The following is a 22,459-nucleotide window of genomic DNA, read 5'->3' on the forward strand; positions in this document are numbered from 1 at the left end:
TTTATCTTTATCTTTATCTTTATCTTTATCTTTATCTTTATCTTTATCTTTATCTTTATCTTTATCTTTATCTTTATTCTTATCCTTATCTTTATCTTTGTCTTTGTCTTTGTCTTCTTGCTCAAGAATAGAATAACCCATCTCTTTATATACGGTTTCGGACTTTCCTTTATTAGTACTGGTCCCTAACATATAGGCACCCGCTTCCGCATAAGCATCGGCAGTAGGAGTATTGGTCCTTGCACTCAAAGATTTGACTGTCGAAATCAGCTTTTTTCGATTTTCTAACGTTAAATCTAGCACTGGATTGTCTATCTTACCGCCATTTTTTCCAGAACTAGAGTAAAAACTACCCAATCCAATCCTGTATTTACTAAGGTCAACATTCTTGCCAAAAGCTGCCTCACTTTTTGGATTGGCAAACATAGGAATAAGTGCCATTTTGAGACGTGACATACGGTCAAAATAGTATTTACCATCATAGCCTCTATAGAAGTCCACTCTATAGGTAATAGAATCAACGATACTTTTTCCATCGTCGCTATATATATTCTCTCTTAGCTGCGCATTATCGCTATACCAAAAATTAACATCTGGATAATCTGCTCCAATACTCCCCCTACCCATACTTCCTGAGTTATCTAGCATCATGGCAATAGAGGCATTACCATAGGTCGCCCCCTGATATATCTCCAAATCAGACGTGTGGCCTGCGCTCGTTGCCATACAACCTAAGATGACAGTTGATAGTAGCTTGAGCGACCAGCCTTTCACACTAGGGTTGGACCTACTATCTGTGTTGCTATTTAAGATTTTCATAATAACTACTCATGTAATTTTGATTTTGGTAGAAAACCACAACTCTCATCTAGTTTGTGATGACTGATCTTTTGATATATTTTTCACTAGCTACCAGAGACACAGTCAACTCCGACAGGCTGATTTAGGTACGTCTGTTGCTGAGTCTGAAAAGGCACGGCAAGGTCTGCTAGGCAACTATCTACTGTGGTAGTTCCTGTACGTGACTGTTTGAGGCAACCTGCTATCGTTGTCGTGTCATTACTACTGGCATTACCTAATGGCGCTCTAGATAGCGCAGGTATGACCGACGTTACGTAACCTACAAAGGTGGTACACTCGATAGTGACATTGCCGCCTGTTTCTGGTTTTTCAAAATCATTGGACAGCGTTCCTTCGACTTCCTTATAGAAGACACCTTTGTCTTCAGTCTCGATAGGCCGTACAAAGGTCATCTGTGTCATTACCCGACCTTCACTGACATAGTCGTCACTGACTGTAGGATTGCAGTAGCCATTGTTTTTGTCAGATAATAGATCGTTGGTTTTGTTGCGTTCGCTAATCTCGAGAATACTAAACAGTTTGGTGCTACGTGGACGTACACAAAAGCTGACTTGATGCCCTTCACGCTCCGTACTAGACATATAGCCTTTGAGGGTATCGACATTGTCCCGGCGCTCACTTAGGATACGATCTTCCTTTTCTACCTTCATAAGAGCGGCATCATTGGCCTGAAAGAGTAGCTTATTGACTTGATCAGCAGTCGCCACTTTTAGATCTGTCGTGCCTTGTCTGACGGCAATTGCTCCGACAACCATAATCAAGATTAAAGTAAACAATACAACGATGAGTACCACACCTGATTGATGATGCAAGCTTGTAGTTATCTTGGGATGATTGGTAGTATTTTGTCTCATCATAATCCTCCTCTTGCATTACGTAGTAGCACAGTACTTTTATAGACACTACGTAGATAAGTGGGACCCTGTATCGCTGTAGCATTGAGGCCGACATCTGTCTTATCGAGTACGGTAAAGCTTAAGTCACTGTTTGCCTGCGGTGTTACTGTTGGATTGTTTGATCTTGCCAAAATGCCCAGCTGCAAACTGACAATACGTCTGTTATTGAGCTGTGCATTAAGGTCTGATCCATCAGGAATGGCTATATACCCAATACGGGAATTCTCAGGATCAGTTGCAAATCCTGTGCTGTCTGATACACCTAGCATTACTCTAAAATAATCTACGTTAGATATAACAATCGTACCAACCCCTGCCAAGTTATTCGGCGTTGCTGTGCCTTCTCCAGGTACTGTGTAGGCCTTTATATCAATACCAGTTGCACTACCAGCATCAGATTCTTTGTAATTGTAGATTGCTGATGCACATGCTAGTCCGGGCACAGCTGGAGTCACTGTGTTATCCATACGAACGAAATAACGTTCAATGACATAAAAATCCTTTGGAATAGAAGCGCCTTCACAATCAAACAGACCTTCTTGACTGGATTGATATTGAATCGTTAACTGATCACTGTTTGCGATACCATTTAGGTTGCTGACACTATTGGCAGAGGCACTACTAGACAGTAATTTATCAGGTATTGCAGCGCTATCTAGCACCAAACCAGATAAGTTATTATTAAGCCACTTTCCAGAAGCACCGTCTGGTGCTGTAAGTACTACCCCGCCTTGCGGCGTTAGATGATTCATAAAGTATTCATCGTACGCACTTGTGGATTTGGCACCATAGTTCGTACGTCTCAAATGCTGCTGTATTTGAGAGAAACCAAAAATAGAGTTGTCTTGGATTTGCGAGCTTGCTTCTTGACGACGGCTATTGACTGAACTGGTATAAAAAATCTGTAGTGCGGCAGCGGAGACAAGTAGACCTAATACCAAAGCAATCATAAGCTCAACTAAGGTAAAACCTTGTTGTATATCAAACGTTGATGTCGGTTGTGGTCGTCCTATAGAATCTGGGATAGATGAGTCTTTAACCTTATGAGATAATCGCTTCATATCATATTTCCATCATCATGCATGTGGATTTAGCATAGTAACTACCGCCAGCCTCTTCTACATTATCGCCATCGACAACGCGTTCAGTTAGACAATCTGTCTCACTATCTGTACCGATAGTAGGGGTGGTATCGCCCCACGCCGATATCAAACAGTAGGAATACATGATGTTATTTGCTACGTTAGCTCCTGTACCCCCCGTGTTAGGACAAGCATGCATTTGGATTTGAAAATCGTAGTTCTGCAGCTCTGCTTTAACCTTGTAACTTTCAGCTTCTGCAAGCGCTTCTGGTTCACATAACGTTGTAACAGCTTGACCGTCTAGACCACATAAATCACTAGGTGCAGTGATCGTCCCATCTTCGTTAAGCTCATCTGCATAAGTTTCAATAGCAGAAGGGTTAGCATGTATTTTTTCTGCTATTGTTCGCATCATAACGAGCGATTGAGAACGTTCAAGCGATTCGTTGGTGACTTTTATAGCTTGACCTTGTAAAGCGCTATAGCCCAATACCGCTACCGTTAGTAGTAGCAGCGCCACCATAACCTCGATCAATCCCACACCTGCCTGAGTCATTTGTGTCTTCATTAGCAGCTCCCAACGGTGGTAATATTGATATTAGCGATACTATTCAGATCGACTTGTCTAGGAGTTTCACTAGTAGAAGCATCATCGCAAACGGTATAGCTAACGCTGGCACCACCAGACATAACTTTATTGAACTGAAAGGTAACTTCAGTGACCGTAGTAGGAGTAATCTCTTGATTGATTGTGCTTTGAGAGGCGATATTATAGGTAGACAAAACGGTACTGCTGTCGTCTTGTAAGGTGATGGTTTTAGGCGTGCTACTGTCGTATATCACTGTGATGTTTTGCCGGCGTATGATACTTTCAGCTTTTGCTTCTTTGAGCGCACTCTCTATGGTTGAGACAGTTGACTTTACTCGCTGATTGGCCAATTGGTTACTAATATTAGGCGCGGCAATGCTTACAATGATCGCCAGTACAGCTATCGTTATCATCAGCTCAATCAGGGTAAACCCTGCGCTGGTTGCTGGTCGTCGGTAAGATGAGCTGTAAAAAGATGCATTCACATCAATATCCTATTAATAACAATCACACATAATGACAACGACCAGTTTGTTTGTATAAAAAATAGACACTACTTAGCTAGTTTTTTATTTATTCTTAAACACTATTGTAATTATTGCAATATTCATTCCAGTGTGATGGTATCAGCAGGTAATGCTTTAGAGCAGACAACCCACGTGATAAATGGCGTTATCAATGAAGTAGTTATAAGAGTCGACATAAGAATGGATAATGTAGCACAGATACATTTCTGTATCATTCATAATACATAAAAATATCTTTAAATATTATTTATTAACATTGTTTGTCTAGGTGTCGTGACTGCCGTGCGCAAGTGCATAGGCTGATATATGGTAAATATTAGAGGTAGGTGTGTTTTTATCGTGGGATGTATTTGGATTTATAGGTTGAGTCTGATTGTGAGAGGAGGTTTGGATATACAGTGTCCGAGCCAGTGCTTGTAGACTTGCTCCTGTGGTCGCCACATCATCGAATAGTAATATACGTTTGACAGGAGGTAATGTCGTCAACGTAAAAGCATCGTTTAGGTTCGCTAAGCGCTCTGCACGCGTTAGGCCTTGTTGACTAACAGTATGATCAATGCGCTGGACACCTTGCCAGATAGGTATATTCCAATGCTTGGATAAATATGCAGAAAGAATAGTCACCGGATCAAAGCCGCGCTCAACTAGGCGATTGGCGGTGGTAGGCATGGGTAAGATGACGCTGTTTTGGCTATGGCAGCAGGCTGGTCTTGGGAGCTGACGCAATACATGTACCAATAAAGGCAGCTTGGTCATGTCCTCTGAATGTTTAAAAGCTCGAATGGCTTGGCGAATTGGATAATCGTAATAAGTAGCAGCTTGGATAGTAAGAGAAGCACCTGCGGCAATATCTACAGTAAATACCTTAGGGAGCCACGCGATATAATCATGGCAGTGCGCGCATAAAAGACCTTTATGAAAATACTGCTGTATACGATTATGAAGTGATGATGCAGCGCGACTTGGTATATGAGGTACGCTACGATAGATGTGGCATAGCTGACAGCGTAAATTTATATACTCTGCCAGCCATAAGCCGCTTTGGTATGGTGCTAAGCGCTGCATAAATAACGAGGACACTTATCTATAATATTTAGCGAATTATAGCCCTCTCCAGTCATTGAGCATTATCCCAACACCGATAGCGGTATTTTTATGGTTGTAGTCGATGATGGACTCACCATAACCATGGAACAGCTGAACATAACCATTGACGTTGTTGGACAATGGATAGATATAATCGACTTGCGCTGCGCCTTTTTCTGTCTTTGGGTTATAACGCAAAGTACCGCTGACACTGTGTTTGTTTGGCAAGTCATATAAGAACTTCATATCGCCATAACCCAAGAAATCTTCGATATCTGGGTTGTCATCCGTGTCGCCACTCTCAGTACTAACTCGTGTCCACAGTCTTGGTACGATTGCGAATTTACCCCATTCAGCACCAGCCATAAGATAGGCACGGTTCCATGAACGAGACAAATTGTCAGACTGACCGTTTGAGTGGTGCGAAGCTCCCGCCCCTAACATACGCAAGCGTCCGCCAAAGGGTAGGTTTGCTGTGACAGGCTGAGTTACAAACACCTCAGGCTCGTAATCGGTTGCTCGAAACGGACGAGAATTGTCTTCGTTATAGACCTGCCAATGCGACTGCTGCGTATAGCCAAACCACATATCGGCATTGGTATCGAATAAGTCCTCTGCGACCTTAGTCTTAATAGATACTTGCAGTTTTAGCTCAGGTACTCTTAGCTCATTGGGACTAAAAACCTCCTCATCTCGAGTCGGCGTGCTTGGACTACGGTTGGGCTTGGCATTTAAAAATAATGGCAATAAATACATAGGACGGTGTGGACGCGCTGACCAAGTCCCGCGCTCACTGTTTTGGTCCAAATCATAGGCCAGACTCAGCGGTGTGTATTTTTCGATATCGCTTTGAGTCACGCCGACATCATCTAATATCTCGGTTTGTGTCTTGTCTATCGCGGCCTTATTTGTTCCATTATTGGAAGACAACTGATTGGCAATGAGTACCGTATCCGCAGCTGCTACAGTATCACCCTGCATCTTAGTCATATCTTCTGCAAGTACCACCTGCGGCTCACCCGAAATGGTACTTTTAATGGTGCTTGCCAAATCTAATGGTTGCTTAGTCGTGGTATAGCTTGGCGTCTCGCCTTGCTCTGCAACTTTGTCAAAACAGGCCAGTCGTGCAGCGGCCGTACGTACTTGCGTACATTCAAAAAACAATTGTGCTTGCTGTGCGACAAAAGCATCGTTAGACAGTTTTTGATTATCAACGTTTGGTGTCTCTAACTGCTCAACAGTAGCTTCCTGCACGTCTATAGCTAATTCATCATTTATCTGATTGTTATCTACCGCATGCACTTGCATGGTAAAACAACTCAGTGCCACGCCAACTGCTATGCTCAAATGGGTTTTGGTTACTGTGTGCTTAGTAGCTTGTGAAACAAAAGCAAGGCCCATCATCTGACGCTGCAAAGCTGTATGAACAAACATAAGTGTCCCTTGTGTTAATTGACACGATGGTCAATAAATTATCTACGATGACTAAAATCAAACTTGATCGGTAAAAAGCAACTACGGTATTTTATTAGTACAACTTAACTATTGTTGCTTTAGTGTAATAAATATAACCGCATTATACTAGAGTTATTTATCTTTAGTACAATGTTAAATAACAAGAATTTGTCTCTAACAAATCTTTAAGCGTACGCTTGGCAAGTAAAAAGAGCCAGTCACTGTGTCATAACAGTATACTGGCTCTTTTATCATGTTGACTTTTATTAATGCTGCATTATTTGTTGAGTGCAGTTAAAGTCTCTTCAAACTTTGAGCGTCCAATCTCACCAACTTGCTGATTTATCAATTGTCCATCTTTGTAATACAACAATGCTGGCGGACCAAATAGTTGGTAGCGCGCTAAGATTGCTTTAGAGTCTGCCGTGGTTTCGGTAATATCAAGTCGAACCAACTGCCAATCTTGCATCTGCGCCGGACGATTATGAAATAAGTTTTTATCCATAATACGGCATTCGACACACCAATCAGCAGTCACATCAACGATGACTTTAGGGTTTTCGGCAATGATTGCATCTAATTGCGCAAGCGTCGTGACGTGCTCATCGTTCGCATTATTATTGCCAGCCGCTTGACCATTAGCCGACTGTAGCATCATCGGTGCAGCGCTTAGTGACGCTAACGGATGTAGACTATCGTCGTTACCTAGTGCCGCACCAATAATCAAACAAGCTGCCCAAATACCGGTCACTAAACCAAGTGCTTGGGTGAGCATTCGACCACGACCCAGCCAGCTCCACGCCCATGTCGCTACCACCATAAACCATAATGCCCATACTAACAGCATTACAGGCGATACAAACACGCGCTCAATTAATAATAGCGCCACTGCAAATAATAATAAAGCAAAGCCTTGTTTGACCCAGTTCATCCACTCGCCAGCCTTCGGTATGATTTTGCCTTGGGTTGCACCAATTAAAATAAGCGGCGCTGACAAACCAAAACCAAGCATAAATAAGGCGGCAAAACCAAGCAGCGGACTACCGATAGTCGAAACTGCGAGCAATGCGCCAAATAGTGGCGCGGACACACAAGGCGATACGACCAATGCTGATAAAAACCCAGCAACCAAGCTGCCTCCCGTACTACCAAGCTTACTATCGCCCGCTTGACTCAAGCCTTGCATCTTACTACTAATGGCACGTGGCAGACGAATAGTAAATACGCCCAGCATATATAGCCCTAGCAATACAAAGATGATAGCAAAGCTAATCAAGATAATTGGGTTTTGTAGCCAGCCAATAATTCCTAATGACTCGCCAAACACCGCGATGACTGCACCCAAAATACCATAGGCAGTAGCAACCCCAATGGCATAACTGGTGGTCAATATCACGCCTCTTTTTACTGTTGGGTTTTTCTCACGTGCCACGATATTGGCGACAATAGGCAGCATTGGCAGTACACATGGGGTTAGTGCTAAACCCAAACCTGCTAAAAATAATAAACCTAATGCCAACCATGGATGCGATGCTAGTCCAAACGGATCACCATCGACTAAGCCATTAGCATTTATATTATTGCTGTCAGACGTATTATTGACCGTATCACTGCCTATGACGTTAGTATCTGCTCCAGAAATCGTATTGGTTGTAAGCTCGTCATCTAAAGAACTCTCATCTAGCAAGGCATAGTCAATAATTTCGTCATCTGTCTCCGCTTGCTCTGCTGTAGACGTAAGACTGTCAGCATCAGTTATACTTGTTGTTTCTGCTGTCGTTGCAGTACTTGCAGCTAACTGAGTATTGTCGTTCGTTGCTGAGGTTTTAGTTGTAGAGGCAGGGGCGAGGTTTTGGGCAGAAGTACCGGCGCTACTTGCCGCTGCTTGTTGCGACGACGCGGCGATATTGACGGTAGTATTAATCTTCTCAGGTGGGTAACAAAGCCCTGCTTTAGCACAGCCTTGCCAGCCAATAACCACGGCTGCATTATCTACACTTTTGCCACTCGTACTGCTAAGCGTCGTGGTCGCAACCATGTTAGCTTGATCAAATACTGGGACACGGCCAAAGGTTGGATCATCAATTGAGTACGGCGTCTGACTAAAAGTAAATGGCGCGGCAGTCACACCAGCAGGCAAGGTTAGCTTTATTTGATCTTTATAAACATAGTGTTCAGGAGTGATATCAAAGTTAATCGACAACTGCGTCCCTGTAGCGACAGGCTTACTGACACTACCTACCTGAAAGGCTTGATCGACTGGCAAAAACTTTGGTTTCGATGAGCTTTTGTTACTACCAAACAAATCACCCAAGCTAGCAGCCTGAGCTGTCATGGATGTGGCGGTCAGCCCAGTAGCGACCAATCCAGTAGCGACTTGTCCAATAGGTACTAGTCCTGTCAATAATGAGCTACTGGTTAAAGCAAATGCCAACAGATAAGACTTTTTGGAAGAACGATTTACAGTTAGCGATGGAGGTTTTTCTGGTGTCTTAATGGACATAAAGGACTGCCTATTTATTACTAATACTTAAATCGACTTAATCGATATTTACTTACGTTGTGCTGCGATATCAACCGTGGTTTTGATTTTCTCTGGCGGGTAACATAGCCCAGCTTTGGCACAGCCTTGCCAACCAATCACGAGCGGTGCATTCTTTGCCCCTTTGCCATTATTGGTCGTCAGCGTCGTAGTTGCTATCATATGCTTTTGGGTAAATACGGGTACTTTACCAAAGGTTGGATCATCAATTGAGACCGGAGATTGACTAAAAGTAAACGGGGTTGCGCTCACACCCTTAGGGAAACTTAAAGTAAGCTGGTTTTTATAAACGTAATGACCTGGGGTAATATCAAAGGTAATGGATAAACGCGTGCCTTTAGATGTCGCGTTAGTAATACTGTCAACTTGAAAAGCTTTATCTACTGGCAAAAACTTTGATTTTGCAGCACTCTTATTACCAAACAGCTCGCCCAGACCTACAGCCTGAGCGCTCATAGAAACCATTGATAAACTCATCATCAATGAGGCGCTCATGATAGCAATTGCAAGCGCATTAGACTTTTTAGAAGTACCTTTGTTTATTGCGACTGTTTTTATTATTGGCGTTTTAATTGACATAAATAATTACCTTTGATTGCTGCTTTAAATAACTGATAGTGAAAATTTAACCATTCTGACGATAGTATTAACATCAAACATCAAACGAAAAGGGCTTTAATGCCAAAACGTTTAGTATGACACCCTATATACGAAGGGCTGATTTTCGTGTTGATAAAAAATATCAACCAATAATGCCTTATTGGTTGATATTGGTTACGACCTAGTTATCCGTTACTAGTAGTAGCTTATGACTCAGTTTGCTTATAATTATATCTATAGTTGAGCATAGATATCAGCATTCAGATCTTCACCACCAACCTTCTTATCAGCACCTAACGAAAATAGATCGTAAGGGCGACCTTCGCTACCTGGAGAGACATACTGCAGCTCGTTTTCCCAACCATCGATTGGATAGCCACCTTTGATATAGCCACCTTCAGGATAATTCTTGGCTTCGGCAGGTGGCGTGCTTAACACTTCTAAACCCTGCACTGTCGTTGGATAGTGACCGTTATCCACTCTATACTGATCTAATACATTAGAAATTGAAGACAAAGTTATCTGAGTAGTCTTTTTTCTCGCTTTATCACTTTGTCCCACTATGTTTGGAACTACTAGAAAAGCCATAAGCGCCAGAATAACAATTACTACCATAATCTCGATGAGCGTAAAGCCCGACTGGCTAGAGCCAAACTGACGGCGGCGTACTACTGCTCGACTGCTAATAATTTTTTCATTACTAATCTTTGAGTCATTGACACTTGAATGGAATTGCATACTTTTCATAAGGTACTGCTTTTTCGCGTTTGTTTGGGTTTTATCAATCATAATCATCGCTTTTATCATTACTGTTGTACACAAATATTTAAACGATTATCACTATAGACTATGATTGTATATTTATCTACTATCGCAATTAGCTTTTAGATAATCACTATCGCTACTTATAGTTATAAATATTTATATAAACGTCATTTTTATTGATGTTACTTTTATCGATGTCGCTTTTATCGATGACACTATAGCCCACTAAATCGAGGTACAACAATGCATTTGTCTTTTTTTGATTAATATACAACAGTAAGCAAAATTTGAGAAACCTGCTGTAAGATTAAGGTGATGCGATTCAACAGCAAACCATTTAATCTAACCTGCTAAATCGTTCATGTTTACAATCGGCAGCATGACTGCCATCACAATAATCATAACGACGACGCCCATCAGTACTAGCATCAACGGCTCTAATAACGACAGCAAAGTGCTAATAAAGTTGGTCGCTTCTGCCTCTTGCATACTGGCTGCTCGGCTGAGCATATTGTCAAGCTCACCTGAGTTTTCCCCACTTTTTATCATCTGTACCATCATCGGTGGGAAATAGGACGTTTTTTCGAGTTGGCTTGATAAGCTGGCACCTTCTGTTACTCGATCTGCAGCAGTAACGATGGTTTGTTTAATATGTAGATTGGTGGTGACGGCGGCGCCAATATGTAAAGCTTCAATTAATGGCACACCTGAGCGTACCAATATCGCAAGTGTACTGGCAAAGCGGGCAGCATTGAGACTTTTAGAGAGCCGTGCCAATATTGGTAACCGAAGGACGATGCTATCAATAGCAAGCTTGCCTGCTTGCGTTTGCGCAAACCGGTAAAACAAAAAAGCGCTACTTATGAATATTAATAGCATCAGCCACCACCACTGGGTGATGGCGTTGGACATCGCTAGCACCACCTGCGTAATTAATGGCAGTGCCTGCTCAGACTGCTCAAACACTTTGACAATCTTAGGTACCACAAAGCTCATCAACCCCATAATGACACCGACTGCCATGACCATCAGTACGATAGGATATACCATTGCACCTTGGATTTTCTTTTGTAAGGCAAAGCGGTTTTCAGTATAGTCGGCCAATTGATTAAGAATCAGATCAAGATGACCTGACTTTTCACCAGCCGCGATAGTGGCAATATATAAAGGCGGAAAGCTTGACGCTTGCTGTAACGCACGGGCAAAACTTAAGCCTTCTAGGACGTGTGAGCGTACTGCCAGCATCAGAGACTTGATATGAGTTTTGGGAGATTGCTTGGCGACAGCGGCTAGAGTTTCTTCAAGAGGAATACCAGCTGCTAGCAGGACAGAGAGCTGACGAGTCAATAGTGCCAGCTCATAAGCAGATGGTTTTTTATAACGGCTGCGCTGTCGACCTTGCTTGTCATTGACAGCATTGACCTCTACTGGCGTCCACTGTTTGTCACGAATCTGCTGGCGTACTTGCCGCGCCGAGTCACCTTCTAGCAATCCTTTTTGGACATCGCCTTGGTCGTCAAGCGCTTTATAATGATAAGCAGGCATAACAGCGAGTATCCTAAGGCAATAGATGAGAAAAGAAATGGTGAGTCATGTCTTTAAAAAAGTGGCGTAGAGTCATTACTCTCAGGCATCATTCCTTGTAATAACAATACATCTAAATGCTGCTGCTGTAGCTTTTTATCAAAATCATTAACTTCGGCGATAAGCATTTTTTCGATACGTTTATCAGACGCATAGACGCTAAGACGCGCGCAAATGACTGCCAACTGGTAAATACGCTTTTTACAATAGCTGTCTAAGCCTTGCAACAAACGCACCATATAAGGCGTCTCAAGACTAGCATAGTCATACCCTTCAACCACTTGCTCACCAAGTGCTGTGACGCCGTAGCTAATAGACAGGTGCGCACAAAAATAACAGCTGAATAAATAACCAACCACATGACCAATATAATATCCACGATCATACGTAAAACTACTCACCCCAAAGTGACCAAGCACATAGCTATTTAGACTGGCTTGATCCTCAATAGGTTTGGGGTGTTTTAGCTGACCCACAGTTGCAAGCCTTAGTGGATTATGACCATCTTGCGCCGTCAGCTGCCACCCTGCTGGCTGCTGAGCTGGCATATGGCGTACGATGTCAGCGATAATATCATCGACCACATGCAACTGCTGCCATAAGCGCTCAAGTGGATTGACATCGAGCAGGCCACGCTTATCAAGCTGCTGCGCAAGCTTATACTGCTGATACTCTGCAAACTGACTCTTTAACGTCTGTACCAGATAGGTTGGACGTACATTTGCAGAAGCCAAATATAGCAAGCGAGTACGCTCATGCTGCAGGCGATAAAGTGTTAAACGCAGCTCAGCCACACTAGACTCTGAGGTGTCAGTTGCGTGAACAGCAGATGACAAAGAAGATGACGTGGTAAAAAGAGCAAGCAGCGCCGCTTTATCTCTCACTGCCGATTCTTGTAGCGATGATAATGTCTCATGGCTACTTCTATCATCAAAGATGGAGGCACTACTATCGCTATTTATCGTAGTAGATTGTAGGGTATTGTTAAAAGTCGGTTGGGTCATAATGTACCATCACCAGCAAAAAATAAATGTGGCCTTCAGTATCATAAGCGTATATCTAAGCTATCTATTTAAATGCCATAACTAAAGATAACAAATAGCCAGATATCGTAGTGACTGCGTTTGGACTACTGACTATTATATAGTACCTGAACGCACTTTAGTTGTCAGTGTTACGGCCGCTCTTTATCTGACTTTTTAAAGATGGGCGCTTATAAAATACTTACGCTGTCAGTTTACGTTGATACTGCTGACGATACGCTTTTGGTGATACACCATAAACGCGCTTAAAGGCTTGACTAAAGGTGGAGTCTGACGCATACCCTACTAGCTCACTAATACGGCTGATGCTGTTTTGCTGCAAACGTAGATAACGTGCTGCCAAGCGCAAACGGTAATCAATTAAATATGTCAGAGGCGGCATTCCAACCACATCTTTAAACCGCTGGGCAAAGCTTGAGCGAGACATTCCTGCTAGCTCAGCAAGCTTATGAATCGTCCAGTTTCGATCTGGTGCATAATGCATCGCTACCAATGCTTTGGATAAAAATGGATCTTTTAGCGCTTTAAGCCAATTGTCTGTTGCCTCAGGCAAGCTCTCAATATAGGTACGCAGGCACTCAATCATCATGATACTGGCCCAATGGTTGATGACTGCCGTCTTACCCATACGCTCATGCTCAGACTCCAAGGTCAACAGCTTGACCTCGACATCAATAACGCCAAATCGACCATCAGACATCTCGGCAAGCTCAGGCAATATCGTTGGCAGAACTGACAATAATGGTTGCGTCATCTCTTTTTCATATTTACATTCAATCAAAATCAAACATGCATTGATCTCACCTTCTCCATTGAGATCTATAACATGGCTTTCAGATTCATTGAGCATCTCATCTAGAGGTTTGGCATTATCACCATGATGATTAAGTGCATAGCTGACATGTTTATAGGAGTTTGAGATCATAATTGTATCGCCAGTCTTTGCCTCTCGTATCTCACTGCCGACATCGATACAAAAACTACCCGATAACACTAAATAAAACAAAATCGTATCTTTTCTATCAATTGAATATGACCAATTACCCCTACCATTTAAACGATAGTAATTTGTTTCAAACAAATGCACATTTTGTAATAACATACTAAGTGCGTCCATTAACAATTTCCTCAATAATGTATGGCAACTTACGGCAGCTAAGCCGGGCTCTGCAAAATAAACTACCTAAGAGACAATACACAAGAAAAATCGTTTACTGTGGACTGCTATTAAAGTTATACGCACGCTACACACATTTTATACTAATAGCAGCGAGACGATATTCTTTATATAGACTATTAATATACATAGTATTAATCAGAAAGATACTGTTTCTTAAGTGTAGATTTAGGATACTGCTTAATAATGGGGGTTATTTCGCTAAAATTAACAATAAATGCGTAGAAGACAGTATGGGCTTTTTTTTAGAAACTAGATAAAAGATAGGTACTAAGATAAATAAAATTATCAAGCTTACAAAAAATAACTATAAAATGAATAAAAAGATAGGAAAGAAAAACGCAGACGAAAAAAAATGCCAACGAGGGCAATTTTATGGGTAAAAGCAGATATATATGATAAAAATTGGGGCGACTGATGGGACTCGAACCCACGACAACCGAGATCACAACCCGGGGCTCTACCAACTGAGCTACAACCGCCATAACTATTGCCAAGAAAGGCAAGATTTGCAGGCTAAATGGTGCGCCTGGCAGGGCTCGAACCTGCGACCACCTACTTAGAAGGCAGGTGCTCTATCCAACTGAGCTACAGGCGCTCTTAAGGGCTTTTACGTATTCAGTATAATTCGTAATGCTACGAACAAAACTATTATACATAAAAAAAAGCCTGTAAGGCTCTTAAAATAGATGGTCGGAGTGATAGGATTCGAACCTACGACCCTCTGGTCCCAAACCAGATGCGCTACCAAACTGCGCCACACTCCGATATTCTCTATTATCTCGTTAGTTTTGTTAGCTAACTTGTTATTGGCTATGCCGCTAACTTGTTAGTGTTCCTCGCTATCGAGGTGCATATATTAAGACTTATAGACCATAGTGTCAACACCTATTTTTAATTATTTTCATCAATTTTACCAAATAATTTTATTGTTATACTGTTTGCACACAGGTTTGCCTAATATCTGCTTTTAATCATTTAGATTTTTAATCGTTCAAAGAAGGGTTACTAAGCGTTCCAGTCGTAACATTAAAAGGCATGAGCCATAGTATGGCATGGCTCAACTTTACAGAGTCAATAGACTGCTGAAGTGCAACTGGCTGGGGCGTGTCATCCATGACCGGATAGACTAGCCAAACTTGCTTAGCTTGGTAAGCTTGGGCATAGCTGGTCAACTGGTACGCATCAGTGGCGCTAATATCACGCGCATGAGTCAATGTCTTCCATTTGATATCAATGACGTGACTACAATGACTGGCATCAGTACCCGCCTTACCGGTTCGCTGTTTTTGACTATTTGCTTCGGTAGCTGTGTCATAAATCAATAAATCTGGTTGTATAGACAGACATGTCTGCCCTGTAGCATCCCGAAGCCATATATCTTTTTGCTGCGTAAATATTTGATAAATAGGCTGATTAATACTGGTAGGCCTCTCAAACAGCTGCGTAAGACGTACGCTTGCCCACTGCTCAAAAGCTTGGTTCATATTAATCAGTAAACATAGGCGCAACTGTCCATCTTTGTGGTTAACACCATTACCTGTGGGCAAAGTTGAGTACTGCATTTGAAGTAGCCAATACGCCAAATCTAATAGCTTATCTACAGATTGCCGCTGCAATCGAGACAATGGCTGTGAGGCTAGCTGCTGCTTTGCCATTTGATAGAGAGGACCCAGTCTTTGCCGCTCATAGGGGTTAAGCACAGCAATCTGTCGCCAGCACACCAGCTTAGACAGTAACGCTGCGGACAATGATATAGACTGTGAGTGATAGGCTTGAGACGCGCCTGCCAACTGCTCAAGAAAGACCAAAGCACTTCTTATCATACGATTGGCCAGCATATCAGTGCTCAATTGGTTTACTTCACAGACAAACTTATGAGGCTGATGGCTATTACGCTTTAGCTGCTCTTTAATGAGTAGCTTACCCTGTAGCATTGACTGGTTGTGGGTTTGCGTTTGATACTGCTTGGTTGGCCGATAATCGGACAATAGCTGCAAAAAATGTCTGATGAGCCATTTTGACAGTGGCGGCGTTTGTGTCGATAGTGGCGTGAGATGTTGACTAAGCTGGCCTAAGTTTTTGGTATGCGGCAGCTTATGATGTCTGTTAGATAAAGACATCAAATCAGCCAGCATCACTTGTACCCATTGACGTGTCCGCGTGATTTCATCGCTTTGAGTAAGGCTATTTTTTTGTGAGCCTGCAACTATTTTGGGCAGTATTTCAAGCGTAACACCACTTGGCAGCAAAATAATACCGATATAGTGCCCCACTTTGAGCTGCCATTGTCCGCGTTGGCGCTTAATGCTAAATACCGTAAATTCTTGCGCAAGTAGCCAAGCAAAATCATCGACGTCAATAAAGTCCTCTGCAACCAAGCGCTGATGTTCAAACACGCTCATAGTAGCGTGACCCGCTACATTTGAGTCAGGATACGTCTTTGACGCTGAGCATCCAGCGCTATAATAATGACTGTTTATTGATATATGTTTCATTAAAATTAATACAAACGTTGATAGACATAAGGTTTGGCAAACTCGCCATTTTTCGTCAGAAGCTCTGGATTAATAGTATAGTTAGCAGATGCCACCATTGAGCCTACAAACGTATTTTGATCAGCGAACATAGGATTTTGATGGTCTATACTTGACGATTGAGACAGACTGCGTTGACTGTCATGAATAAACTGCGATGTAAGCGGCTGCTGCTCATCATTAAATAGATACTGTAATAAAGCCACTTGTCCGCCAACAGCTTGCGCCAATTGTGGAATAATCTGCTCAACCAATACTGTTTGTAGCTGCGCTAAACTCTTTACTGAATATAAAAACGCATGACCAAGCTGGGCCTCTTGTCCCAACGTTTGCGTGATACGCTGATTCAGACCTCTTAACAGTTTGGCTAAATCTACTTCTTCTGATGACTCACGCTCATCTGAGCTTTGATGGGCATCTTTATGATCTAAAACACCAATAACTGGCAGCAATTCAGCCTGCGGTGGACAGTCGACAAAGCGAAAGCGACGACGTAGTGCCATATCAAGTGGTGCTAACGAATGATCCTGCGTATTCATTGTTGCATAAATATCGACATTGGCAGGCACGCTAAAGACTCGTCCAGAATAAGCCAAATTTACTTGCATCGCATTTGGTTGCCCGCTGCGCTTATCAGGTTCGATCAGACTAAGCAGTTCGCCAAAGACTCGAGAAACATTGGCGCGGTTGATTTCATCGATGAGCATAGCATAACGATGTTCAGGATCATTAGCAGCGCGCTTACAGAGTTTTAAAAAAGCGCCATCTTGAATATCATAGCGCATCTGATTGCTAATCCCTTGCTCACCTGCTTGACGATTGATTTGAGCGCCTTGCCTTCTTGGTTCATTACCGCTCATCACCGGGCGAATGCCTTCGACAAACTCCTCATAGCCATAAGCTTGATGAAAGCTGACCATACTATAGCGCTGCTTTTGTACAGGCTGATTGTCTTGTTGCGCTTGTCGAAACTCGCCCAGCTGCTGCGACAACTGAGTCAATAACATCATACTCTCTGGCAGTAGATGCCATGCTCCACTTTCGTCTTTATCAAAGTAAGCTTGGCTTGCGCGGTTTTTATAGGTCACTGTTTTTGAGCTGGCCGAGCTGTGCATTTGCAGCACTGACCATGCTGTATTACTCAGATTTTTCTCACGTGCATTTTGCGCCGCCTTGGCGATAAAAAACTCGTGATTGACGATTTCAGGCACTTTTACCAGCTCTTTTTTTTGGATCTTAAAGTCCAAAAATATCAGGCACACCACATCGCGCCAGCTAAGCTCAAAAAGCAACTGTGACAACAGCTCATTGCCATCCGTGATGGGCAAATAATGGGTATACTGTTTGGCAGTTTGTAACAATCGATAAGTCTTACCTGTACCTGCGACACCCGTATAAATAATGTTGGTAGGCTCGCTAATGGGTCTGTCATTCATAACTTCACTCAATATTAAAACGATTGATAAAAACAATAGACATAGGGTTTGCAACTCTTCGATAGTTACGTTACTACTATTTTGTGTGCAGGGTCATTTATGGTACTAATATTAATCAGATGCAAGTAGTAATCAGATGTATTGCTTTATTCGTTATCTAAAAATGCCCAACCAGATTAATTTGAGGAACGTTGTATGTCAGGATTATTAAATAAGCTACCCAGTAAATTATCGACGAAGATACCAGCTAAGTTACCTGAAAAAATATCTGATGCGCTAACCCCTCAAGCAAATACCCCGTCGAACCCTAGCTCGCTTAAGCCTGTAAACAATCAATTTACCAAGCTGTTATCCATTACCAAATATCTACCTACTGCTGCACGCTCGACTATTTTATCCAAAGCCTTTGGTAAAGTCGTGCCTTATGTGGGGACCACGGGTGTCTATTACGAAACCGTAGAACCCAATCAAGTGGTGGTCAGCTTAAACAACAATAAACCTGTACAAAACCATATTGGCTCTATTCATGCGGTCGCTGTTACACTACTTGCTGAGACCGCCACAGGCTTTATCTTAGGGTTAAACCTACCTTCTGATCGTGTGCTGTTGATAAAATCTTATTCTGTCAATTTTTATCGTCCGCTTAAAAAAGGGCAAGTAGCAGCGGTCGCTACCTTAAGTGATGAACAGCGCTCAGATATTTTAGATACCCCCAAAGGCGAGATGGTTATTCCATGCATCATCAACGATCGTGAGTCTGACAGCGTGCGTGATCCCATTACGGTTGAGATGACATGGGCATGGATACCTAAGGCTGAATTAGAAGCCCGTCGTCAAGGCAAACCTTTTGATAAAGCAACTGACGCTGACAACGACAACAAGACTGAAACTGAAGCTGAAGCTGAAGCTGAAAACCTATCTTCCACCGATAATAAATAACCAGTAGACGATAACGTAAATAATCAATAACAAGGAGTCAATAATGTCTAAACTTACCCATCAATTTATCAGTCGCCTATCTAAGGCATTTTTTGTGGGTGCTTGCTCACTGGGACTGGCCGTTAGTGCAAATGCCGCTCCAGCGACGACTACCAATACAGCCACTATGACCAAATCTAAGCCTGTCTTTTTGGGTGACGGCGGTGACTATCCGTTTTCTAGCGCCGTACGCGTTGGTGACACCTTATATATGTCAGGACAAATTGGGTTTAAAGACGGCAAACTGGTAGAAGGCGGTATTAAAGCCGAAGCCGCGCAAACGTTAGACAATATCAACGACGTATTGCTACAATATGGCTACCAAAAGTCTGACATCATCAAATGTATGGCGATGCTGACTGATATGAACGACTTTAATGCGTTTAATGAAGTCTATAAAGCCAAACTTGCCAAACCCTACCCTGTGCGCTCAGCATTTGGTGTCAAAGACTTGGCCGCAGGTGCTAGCGTTGAAGTTGAATGTATGGCAGCAAAATAATAGCTTCAATTATACAATGATAGCGTCCTCAGTTAGGGCGCTTTCTTTGGTGACGCGTAGTACTTCTTCTAATGTCGTCTGTCCCGCTATCACTTTATGCAAACCATCAGCACGAATCGATGGGGTCTTTTGACGAGCATAAGATTCAAGCTCATACTCCGCAGTATTACTATGAATCATACGTCTTAACGTATCATCAATTGGTACGACTTCATATATTGCTGTACGCCCTTTAAACCCAGACTGATTGCACTTATCACAGCCAACAGGCTTTGGTAGCTTGAGCGCTGTCGTCACTGAATCTTTAGAATCAGTTTCAATACCAATCTCAGAGAACAGCTTTGCTTGCTCACTATCTGCCGTTTGCCACGTATGACAATGGGCACAAAGGGTACGTACTAAGCGCTGCGCGACCACGCCAATAAGCGAAGACGATAATAAGAACGGCTCCACCCCCATATCTTGCAGGCGAGTCACCGCACCGATAGCGGTATTGGTATGCAATGTTGATAACACCAAATGCCCTGTCAATGACGCTTGTACTGCAATCTCAGCAGTTTCGATATCTCGAATCTCACCAACCATGACCACATCTGGATCTTGACGTAACATCGCTCGCAGACTGGTGGCAAAGGTCATATCTACTTTATTATTCACTTGGGTTTGCCCAATACCATCAAGCTGAAATTCGATAGGATCTTCAGCCGTTAAGATATTACGTGTCTGATCGTTTAAGTCGGTCAATGCAGCATATAGGGTCGTCGTTTTACCTGAACCCGTAGGACCTGTCACCAAAATAATGCCATGCGGACGATGGATTAAGCGTTTAAGCTCAGTATAGTCATTGTCTGCAAGCCCAAGATAAGTCATATTGAGGCGGCCTGCTTGCTTATCTAACAAGCGCATGACCACGCGTTCCCCAAAGCTTGAGGGCAACGTTGATACCCGCACATCGACCTCACGCCCTGCTAGCCGTAGACTGATACGCCCATCTTGAGGCACGCGTTTTTCTGCGATGTCAAGTTTGGCCATGACTTTGATCCGTGAGACCAAAAGCGGTGCCAACTGACGTTTGGGCGTAATGATTTCTTTGAGCTCACCATCCACCCGAAAACGGACAACCAGACGCTTTTCAAAAGTCTCGATATGGATATCTGAGGCATTAAGACGTATCGCTTCTGATAATAGCGCATTGATGAGACGTATAATAGGCGCATCATCCTGCTGATCCATCAAGTCTTCGGTCTCAGGCACACTATCTGCTAAGCTGTCCAAATCTGGATGGTCTTCAAGACCAGCGGCGATATGCTGAGACTCACCCGTATTGCCTGCATAAGCTGCATTCAGGCGTTTTTCAAATTCGTCCATGCTGATGCTGTCATAAACAGGCACACCGCGTACGCCTTGCTGCTGCAAAAATCGCACAGCTTCATTGATGGCAGAAAGCGGTGTAGCTTTGGTCAGTATCAACGTCGGTGGCAGCTCAGCATCCATCGCTAAAATCACTAAGAGCTGGTGGCGTTTTGCAAAACTGTACGGCAGTTGCATCATAAAAACGACCTGATAAAAATAAAGTGGGTGATAAATAATAAGTGCTTAGCCTCTTTAGTAAAGGCGTTAGGGTTTTTAATAAGTAGGCAGTATCTAATATAAGTGCCTTATACTTACATGATTAAACTCAGTAAAGTTGTCGGTAAGCGCTTATGAGTTTGTTATAATAACATTTTGTTTTATATCATTAGCAAGGCTTTTACGACCTTTTACGTTTCGATAAGCGTTTATCAGTATTGACTCCTAGTACTATTTTTGATTCCTAGTACTGGCTTTGACTGCTCGTATTAGTGCTGCTTATGCCTTTCATCTTTTATAGTCCGCCCGTTATTAGGATTTCAGATATGTCTCAAGCCTCCATTCAAACTACCACTGAGAACTCCCCTATTGTTCAAGATACTTTTACTGTTGGTAGTCGCACCTTTTCATCACGTCTATTGGTCGGCACTGGTAAATATAAAGATATGGCTGAGACCGGAACCGCTATTGCAGCCTCAGCGGCCGAGATCGTCACTGTCGCTATTCGTCGTACCAACATTGGTCAAAACAGTAACGAGCCGAACTTGTTAGATGTCATCTCGCCTGATAAATATACTATTTTACCCAATACTGCTGGTTGCTTTGATGCTGAGACGGCAGTTCGAACTTGTAAGCTTGCGCGTGAACTGCTGGGAGGTCATAACTTAGTTAAGCTTGAAGTATTGGGTGACGAAAACAGTTTGTACCCCAATATTATGGAAACTTTAAAGGCGGCAAAAGTACTGATTGATGATGGCTTTGAGGTGATGGTATACACATCAGACGACCCCATTGTCGCGCAAGAGCTAGAAAGTATGGGCTGTGTGGCGATTATGCCTTTGGGTAGCCTTATTGGTTCTGGCCTTGGACTCCTCAACCGCCATACGCTCAGCCTTATCATCGAAAACGCTAAGGTGCCAGTATTGGTTGATGCTGGCGTTGGTACTGCCTCTGATGCGGCTATTGCCATGGAGCTTGGTTGTGATGGTGTACTTATGAACTCAGCGATTGCCAATGCTCAACGACCAGTGATGATGGCCCACGCAATGAAACACGCTATTTGGGCGGGTCGTGAAGCGTTTTTGGCAGGACGGATGCCTATGCGTAAGATGGCACAAGCCAGCTCGCCGCAAACTGGTTACTTTTTTCAATAAAATGCTTTTGATACCCAGTCGTTTATATGCTTAACTTAACCGCTGTTCATATCGATGTGCCGACAGGCTACTTATAATA

General features: G+C 42.9%; 18 protein-coding genes, 3 tRNA genes and 1 pseudogene. 3 read left to right on the top strand and 19 right to left on the bottom strand.

All coding sequences use genetic code 11. The features are described 5' to 3' along the window. The 18 genes and pseudogenes from ACS8FB_RS08535 to ACS8FB_RS08620 form a co-directional block, all read right to left on the bottom strand. Positions 1-819: pseudogene (locus tag ACS8FB_RS08535) on the bottom strand (hypothetical protein); the annotation flags it as partial. A gap of 86 nt (positions 820-905) precedes the next feature. Then, a complete protein-coding gene (locus ACS8FB_RS08540; protein WP_439262150.1) occupies positions 906-1,718 on the bottom strand; it encodes a pilus assembly PilX family protein in 813 nt (270 codons plus the stop codon). Then, the gene (locus ACS8FB_RS08545; RefSeq protein WP_439262151.1) at positions 1,715-2,818 is read right to left on the bottom strand and encodes a PilW family protein; all 1,104 of its coding nucleotides are present in this window, start codon (positions 2,816-2,818) and stop codon (positions 1,715-1,717) included. The genes ACS8FB_RS08540 and ACS8FB_RS08545 overlap by 4 nt, the downstream gene beginning before the upstream one ends. Position 2,819: 1 nt before the next feature. Continuing rightward, on the bottom strand, positions 2,820-3,407 hold the full coding sequence (pilV, locus tag ACS8FB_RS08550) for a type IV pilus modification protein PilV (protein ID WP_439262153.1): 588 nt from the start codon (positions 3,405-3,407) through the stop codon (positions 2,820-2,822). Then, entirely contained in the window at positions 3,407-3,913 is a 507-nt protein-coding gene (locus ACS8FB_RS08555) for a pilus assembly FimT family protein (RefSeq protein WP_439262155.1), read from the bottom strand. The genes pilV and ACS8FB_RS08555 overlap by 1 nt, the downstream gene beginning before the upstream one ends. 306 nt (positions 3,914-4,219) lie before the next feature. After that, positions 4,220-5,020 carry a ComF family protein gene (locus ACS8FB_RS08560; RefSeq protein WP_439262157.1) on the bottom strand — a complete coding sequence of 267 codons (801 nt, stop codon included), beginning with the start codon at positions 5,018-5,020 and terminating at the stop codon, positions 4,220-4,222. A gap of 36 nt (positions 5,021-5,056) precedes the next feature. After that, entirely contained in the window at positions 5,057-6,475 is a 1,419-nt protein-coding gene (locus ACS8FB_RS08565) for a phospholipase A (protein ID WP_439262159.1), read from the bottom strand. Positions 6,476-6,773: 298 nt separating this feature from the next. After that, entirely contained in the window at positions 6,774-8,999 is a 2,226-nt protein-coding gene (locus ACS8FB_RS08570; RefSeq protein ID WP_439262161.1) for a cytochrome c biogenesis protein CcdA, read from the bottom strand. A gap of 48 nt (positions 9,000-9,047) precedes the next feature. Then, positions 9,048-9,617, bottom strand: coding sequence for a protein-disulfide reductase DsbD domain-containing protein (locus ACS8FB_RS08575; protein ID WP_439262163.1), 570 nt, complete (start codon positions 9,615-9,617; stop codon positions 9,048-9,050). Between the two features lie 255 nt (positions 9,618-9,872). Further along, positions 9,873-10,385 carry a type II secretion system major pseudopilin GspG gene (gspG, locus tag ACS8FB_RS08580; protein WP_439262165.1) on the bottom strand — a complete coding sequence of 171 codons (513 nt, stop codon included), beginning with the start codon at positions 10,383-10,385 and terminating at the stop codon, positions 9,873-9,875. Between the two features lie 360 nt (positions 10,386-10,745). Next, positions 10,746-11,948 carry a type II secretion system inner membrane protein GspF gene (gene gspF, locus ACS8FB_RS08585; RefSeq protein WP_439262167.1) on the bottom strand — a complete coding sequence of 401 codons (1,203 nt, stop codon included), beginning with the start codon at positions 11,946-11,948 and terminating at the stop codon, positions 10,746-10,748. A gap of 53 nt (positions 11,949-12,001) precedes the next feature. Next, a complete protein-coding gene (locus ACS8FB_RS08590) occupies positions 12,002-12,991 on the bottom strand; it encodes a hypothetical protein (RefSeq protein ID WP_439262169.1) in 990 nt (329 codons plus the stop codon). Between the two features lie 220 nt (positions 12,992-13,211). Then, entirely contained in the window at positions 13,212-14,132 is a 921-nt protein-coding gene (locus ACS8FB_RS08595) for a helix-turn-helix transcriptional regulator (protein ID WP_439262171.1), read from the bottom strand. Positions 14,133-14,613: 481 nt separating this feature from the next. Continuing rightward, positions 14,614-14,689: transfer RNA gene (locus ACS8FB_RS08600), tRNA-His, on the bottom strand. 39 nt (positions 14,690-14,728) lie between these two features. Further along, positions 14,729-14,805: transfer RNA gene (locus ACS8FB_RS08605), tRNA-Arg, on the bottom strand. Positions 14,806-14,897: 92 nt separating this feature from the next. Continuing rightward, positions 14,898-14,974: transfer RNA gene (locus ACS8FB_RS08610), tRNA-Pro, on the bottom strand. Between the two features lie 219 nt (positions 14,975-15,193). Next, positions 15,194-16,612, bottom strand: coding sequence for an McrC family protein (locus tag ACS8FB_RS08615; RefSeq protein WP_439262173.1), 1,419 nt, complete (start codon positions 16,610-16,612; stop codon positions 15,194-15,196). A 98-nt stretch (positions 16,613-16,710) separates the two neighbouring features. Next, the gene (locus ACS8FB_RS08620) at positions 16,711-18,180 is read right to left on the bottom strand and encodes an McrB family protein (RefSeq protein ID WP_439262175.1); all 1,470 of its coding nucleotides are present in this window, start codon (positions 18,178-18,180) and stop codon (positions 16,711-16,713) included. Positions 18,181-18,375: 195 nt separating this feature from the next. Between ACS8FB_RS08620 and ACS8FB_RS08625 the strand changes: the two genes are divergently transcribed. Continuing rightward, on the top strand, positions 18,376-19,119 hold the full coding sequence (locus ACS8FB_RS08625) for a DUF4442 domain-containing protein (RefSeq protein ID WP_439262177.1): 744 nt from the start codon (positions 18,376-18,378) through the stop codon (positions 19,117-19,119). Positions 19,120-19,162: 43 nt separating this feature from the next. Further along, entirely contained in the window at positions 19,163-19,657 is a 495-nt protein-coding gene (locus ACS8FB_RS08630) for a RidA family protein (protein ID WP_439262178.1), read from the top strand. 9 nt (positions 19,658-19,666) lie between these two features. Here ACS8FB_RS08630 and gspE read toward each other — a convergent pair whose 3' ends face one another. Further along, positions 19,667-21,208, bottom strand: coding sequence for a type II secretion system ATPase GspE (gene gspE, locus ACS8FB_RS08635; RefSeq protein ID WP_439262180.1), 1,542 nt, complete (start codon positions 21,206-21,208; stop codon positions 19,667-19,669). A gap of 344 nt (positions 21,209-21,552) precedes the next feature. On the opposite strand from gspE, the gene ACS8FB_RS08640 reads away from it, so the two are divergent. Next, the gene (locus ACS8FB_RS08640; RefSeq protein ID WP_439262182.1) at positions 21,553-22,380 is read left to right on the top strand and encodes a thiazole synthase; all 828 of its coding nucleotides are present in this window, start codon (positions 21,553-21,555) and stop codon (positions 22,378-22,380) included. Positions 22,381-22,459: the final 79 nt, after the last annotated feature.

It is taken from the genome of Psychrobacter sp. 1U1, from assembly GCF_051847535.1.
Classification (GTDB): domain Bacteria; phylum Pseudomonadota; class Gammaproteobacteria; order Pseudomonadales; family Moraxellaceae; genus Psychrobacter; species Psychrobacter saeujeotis.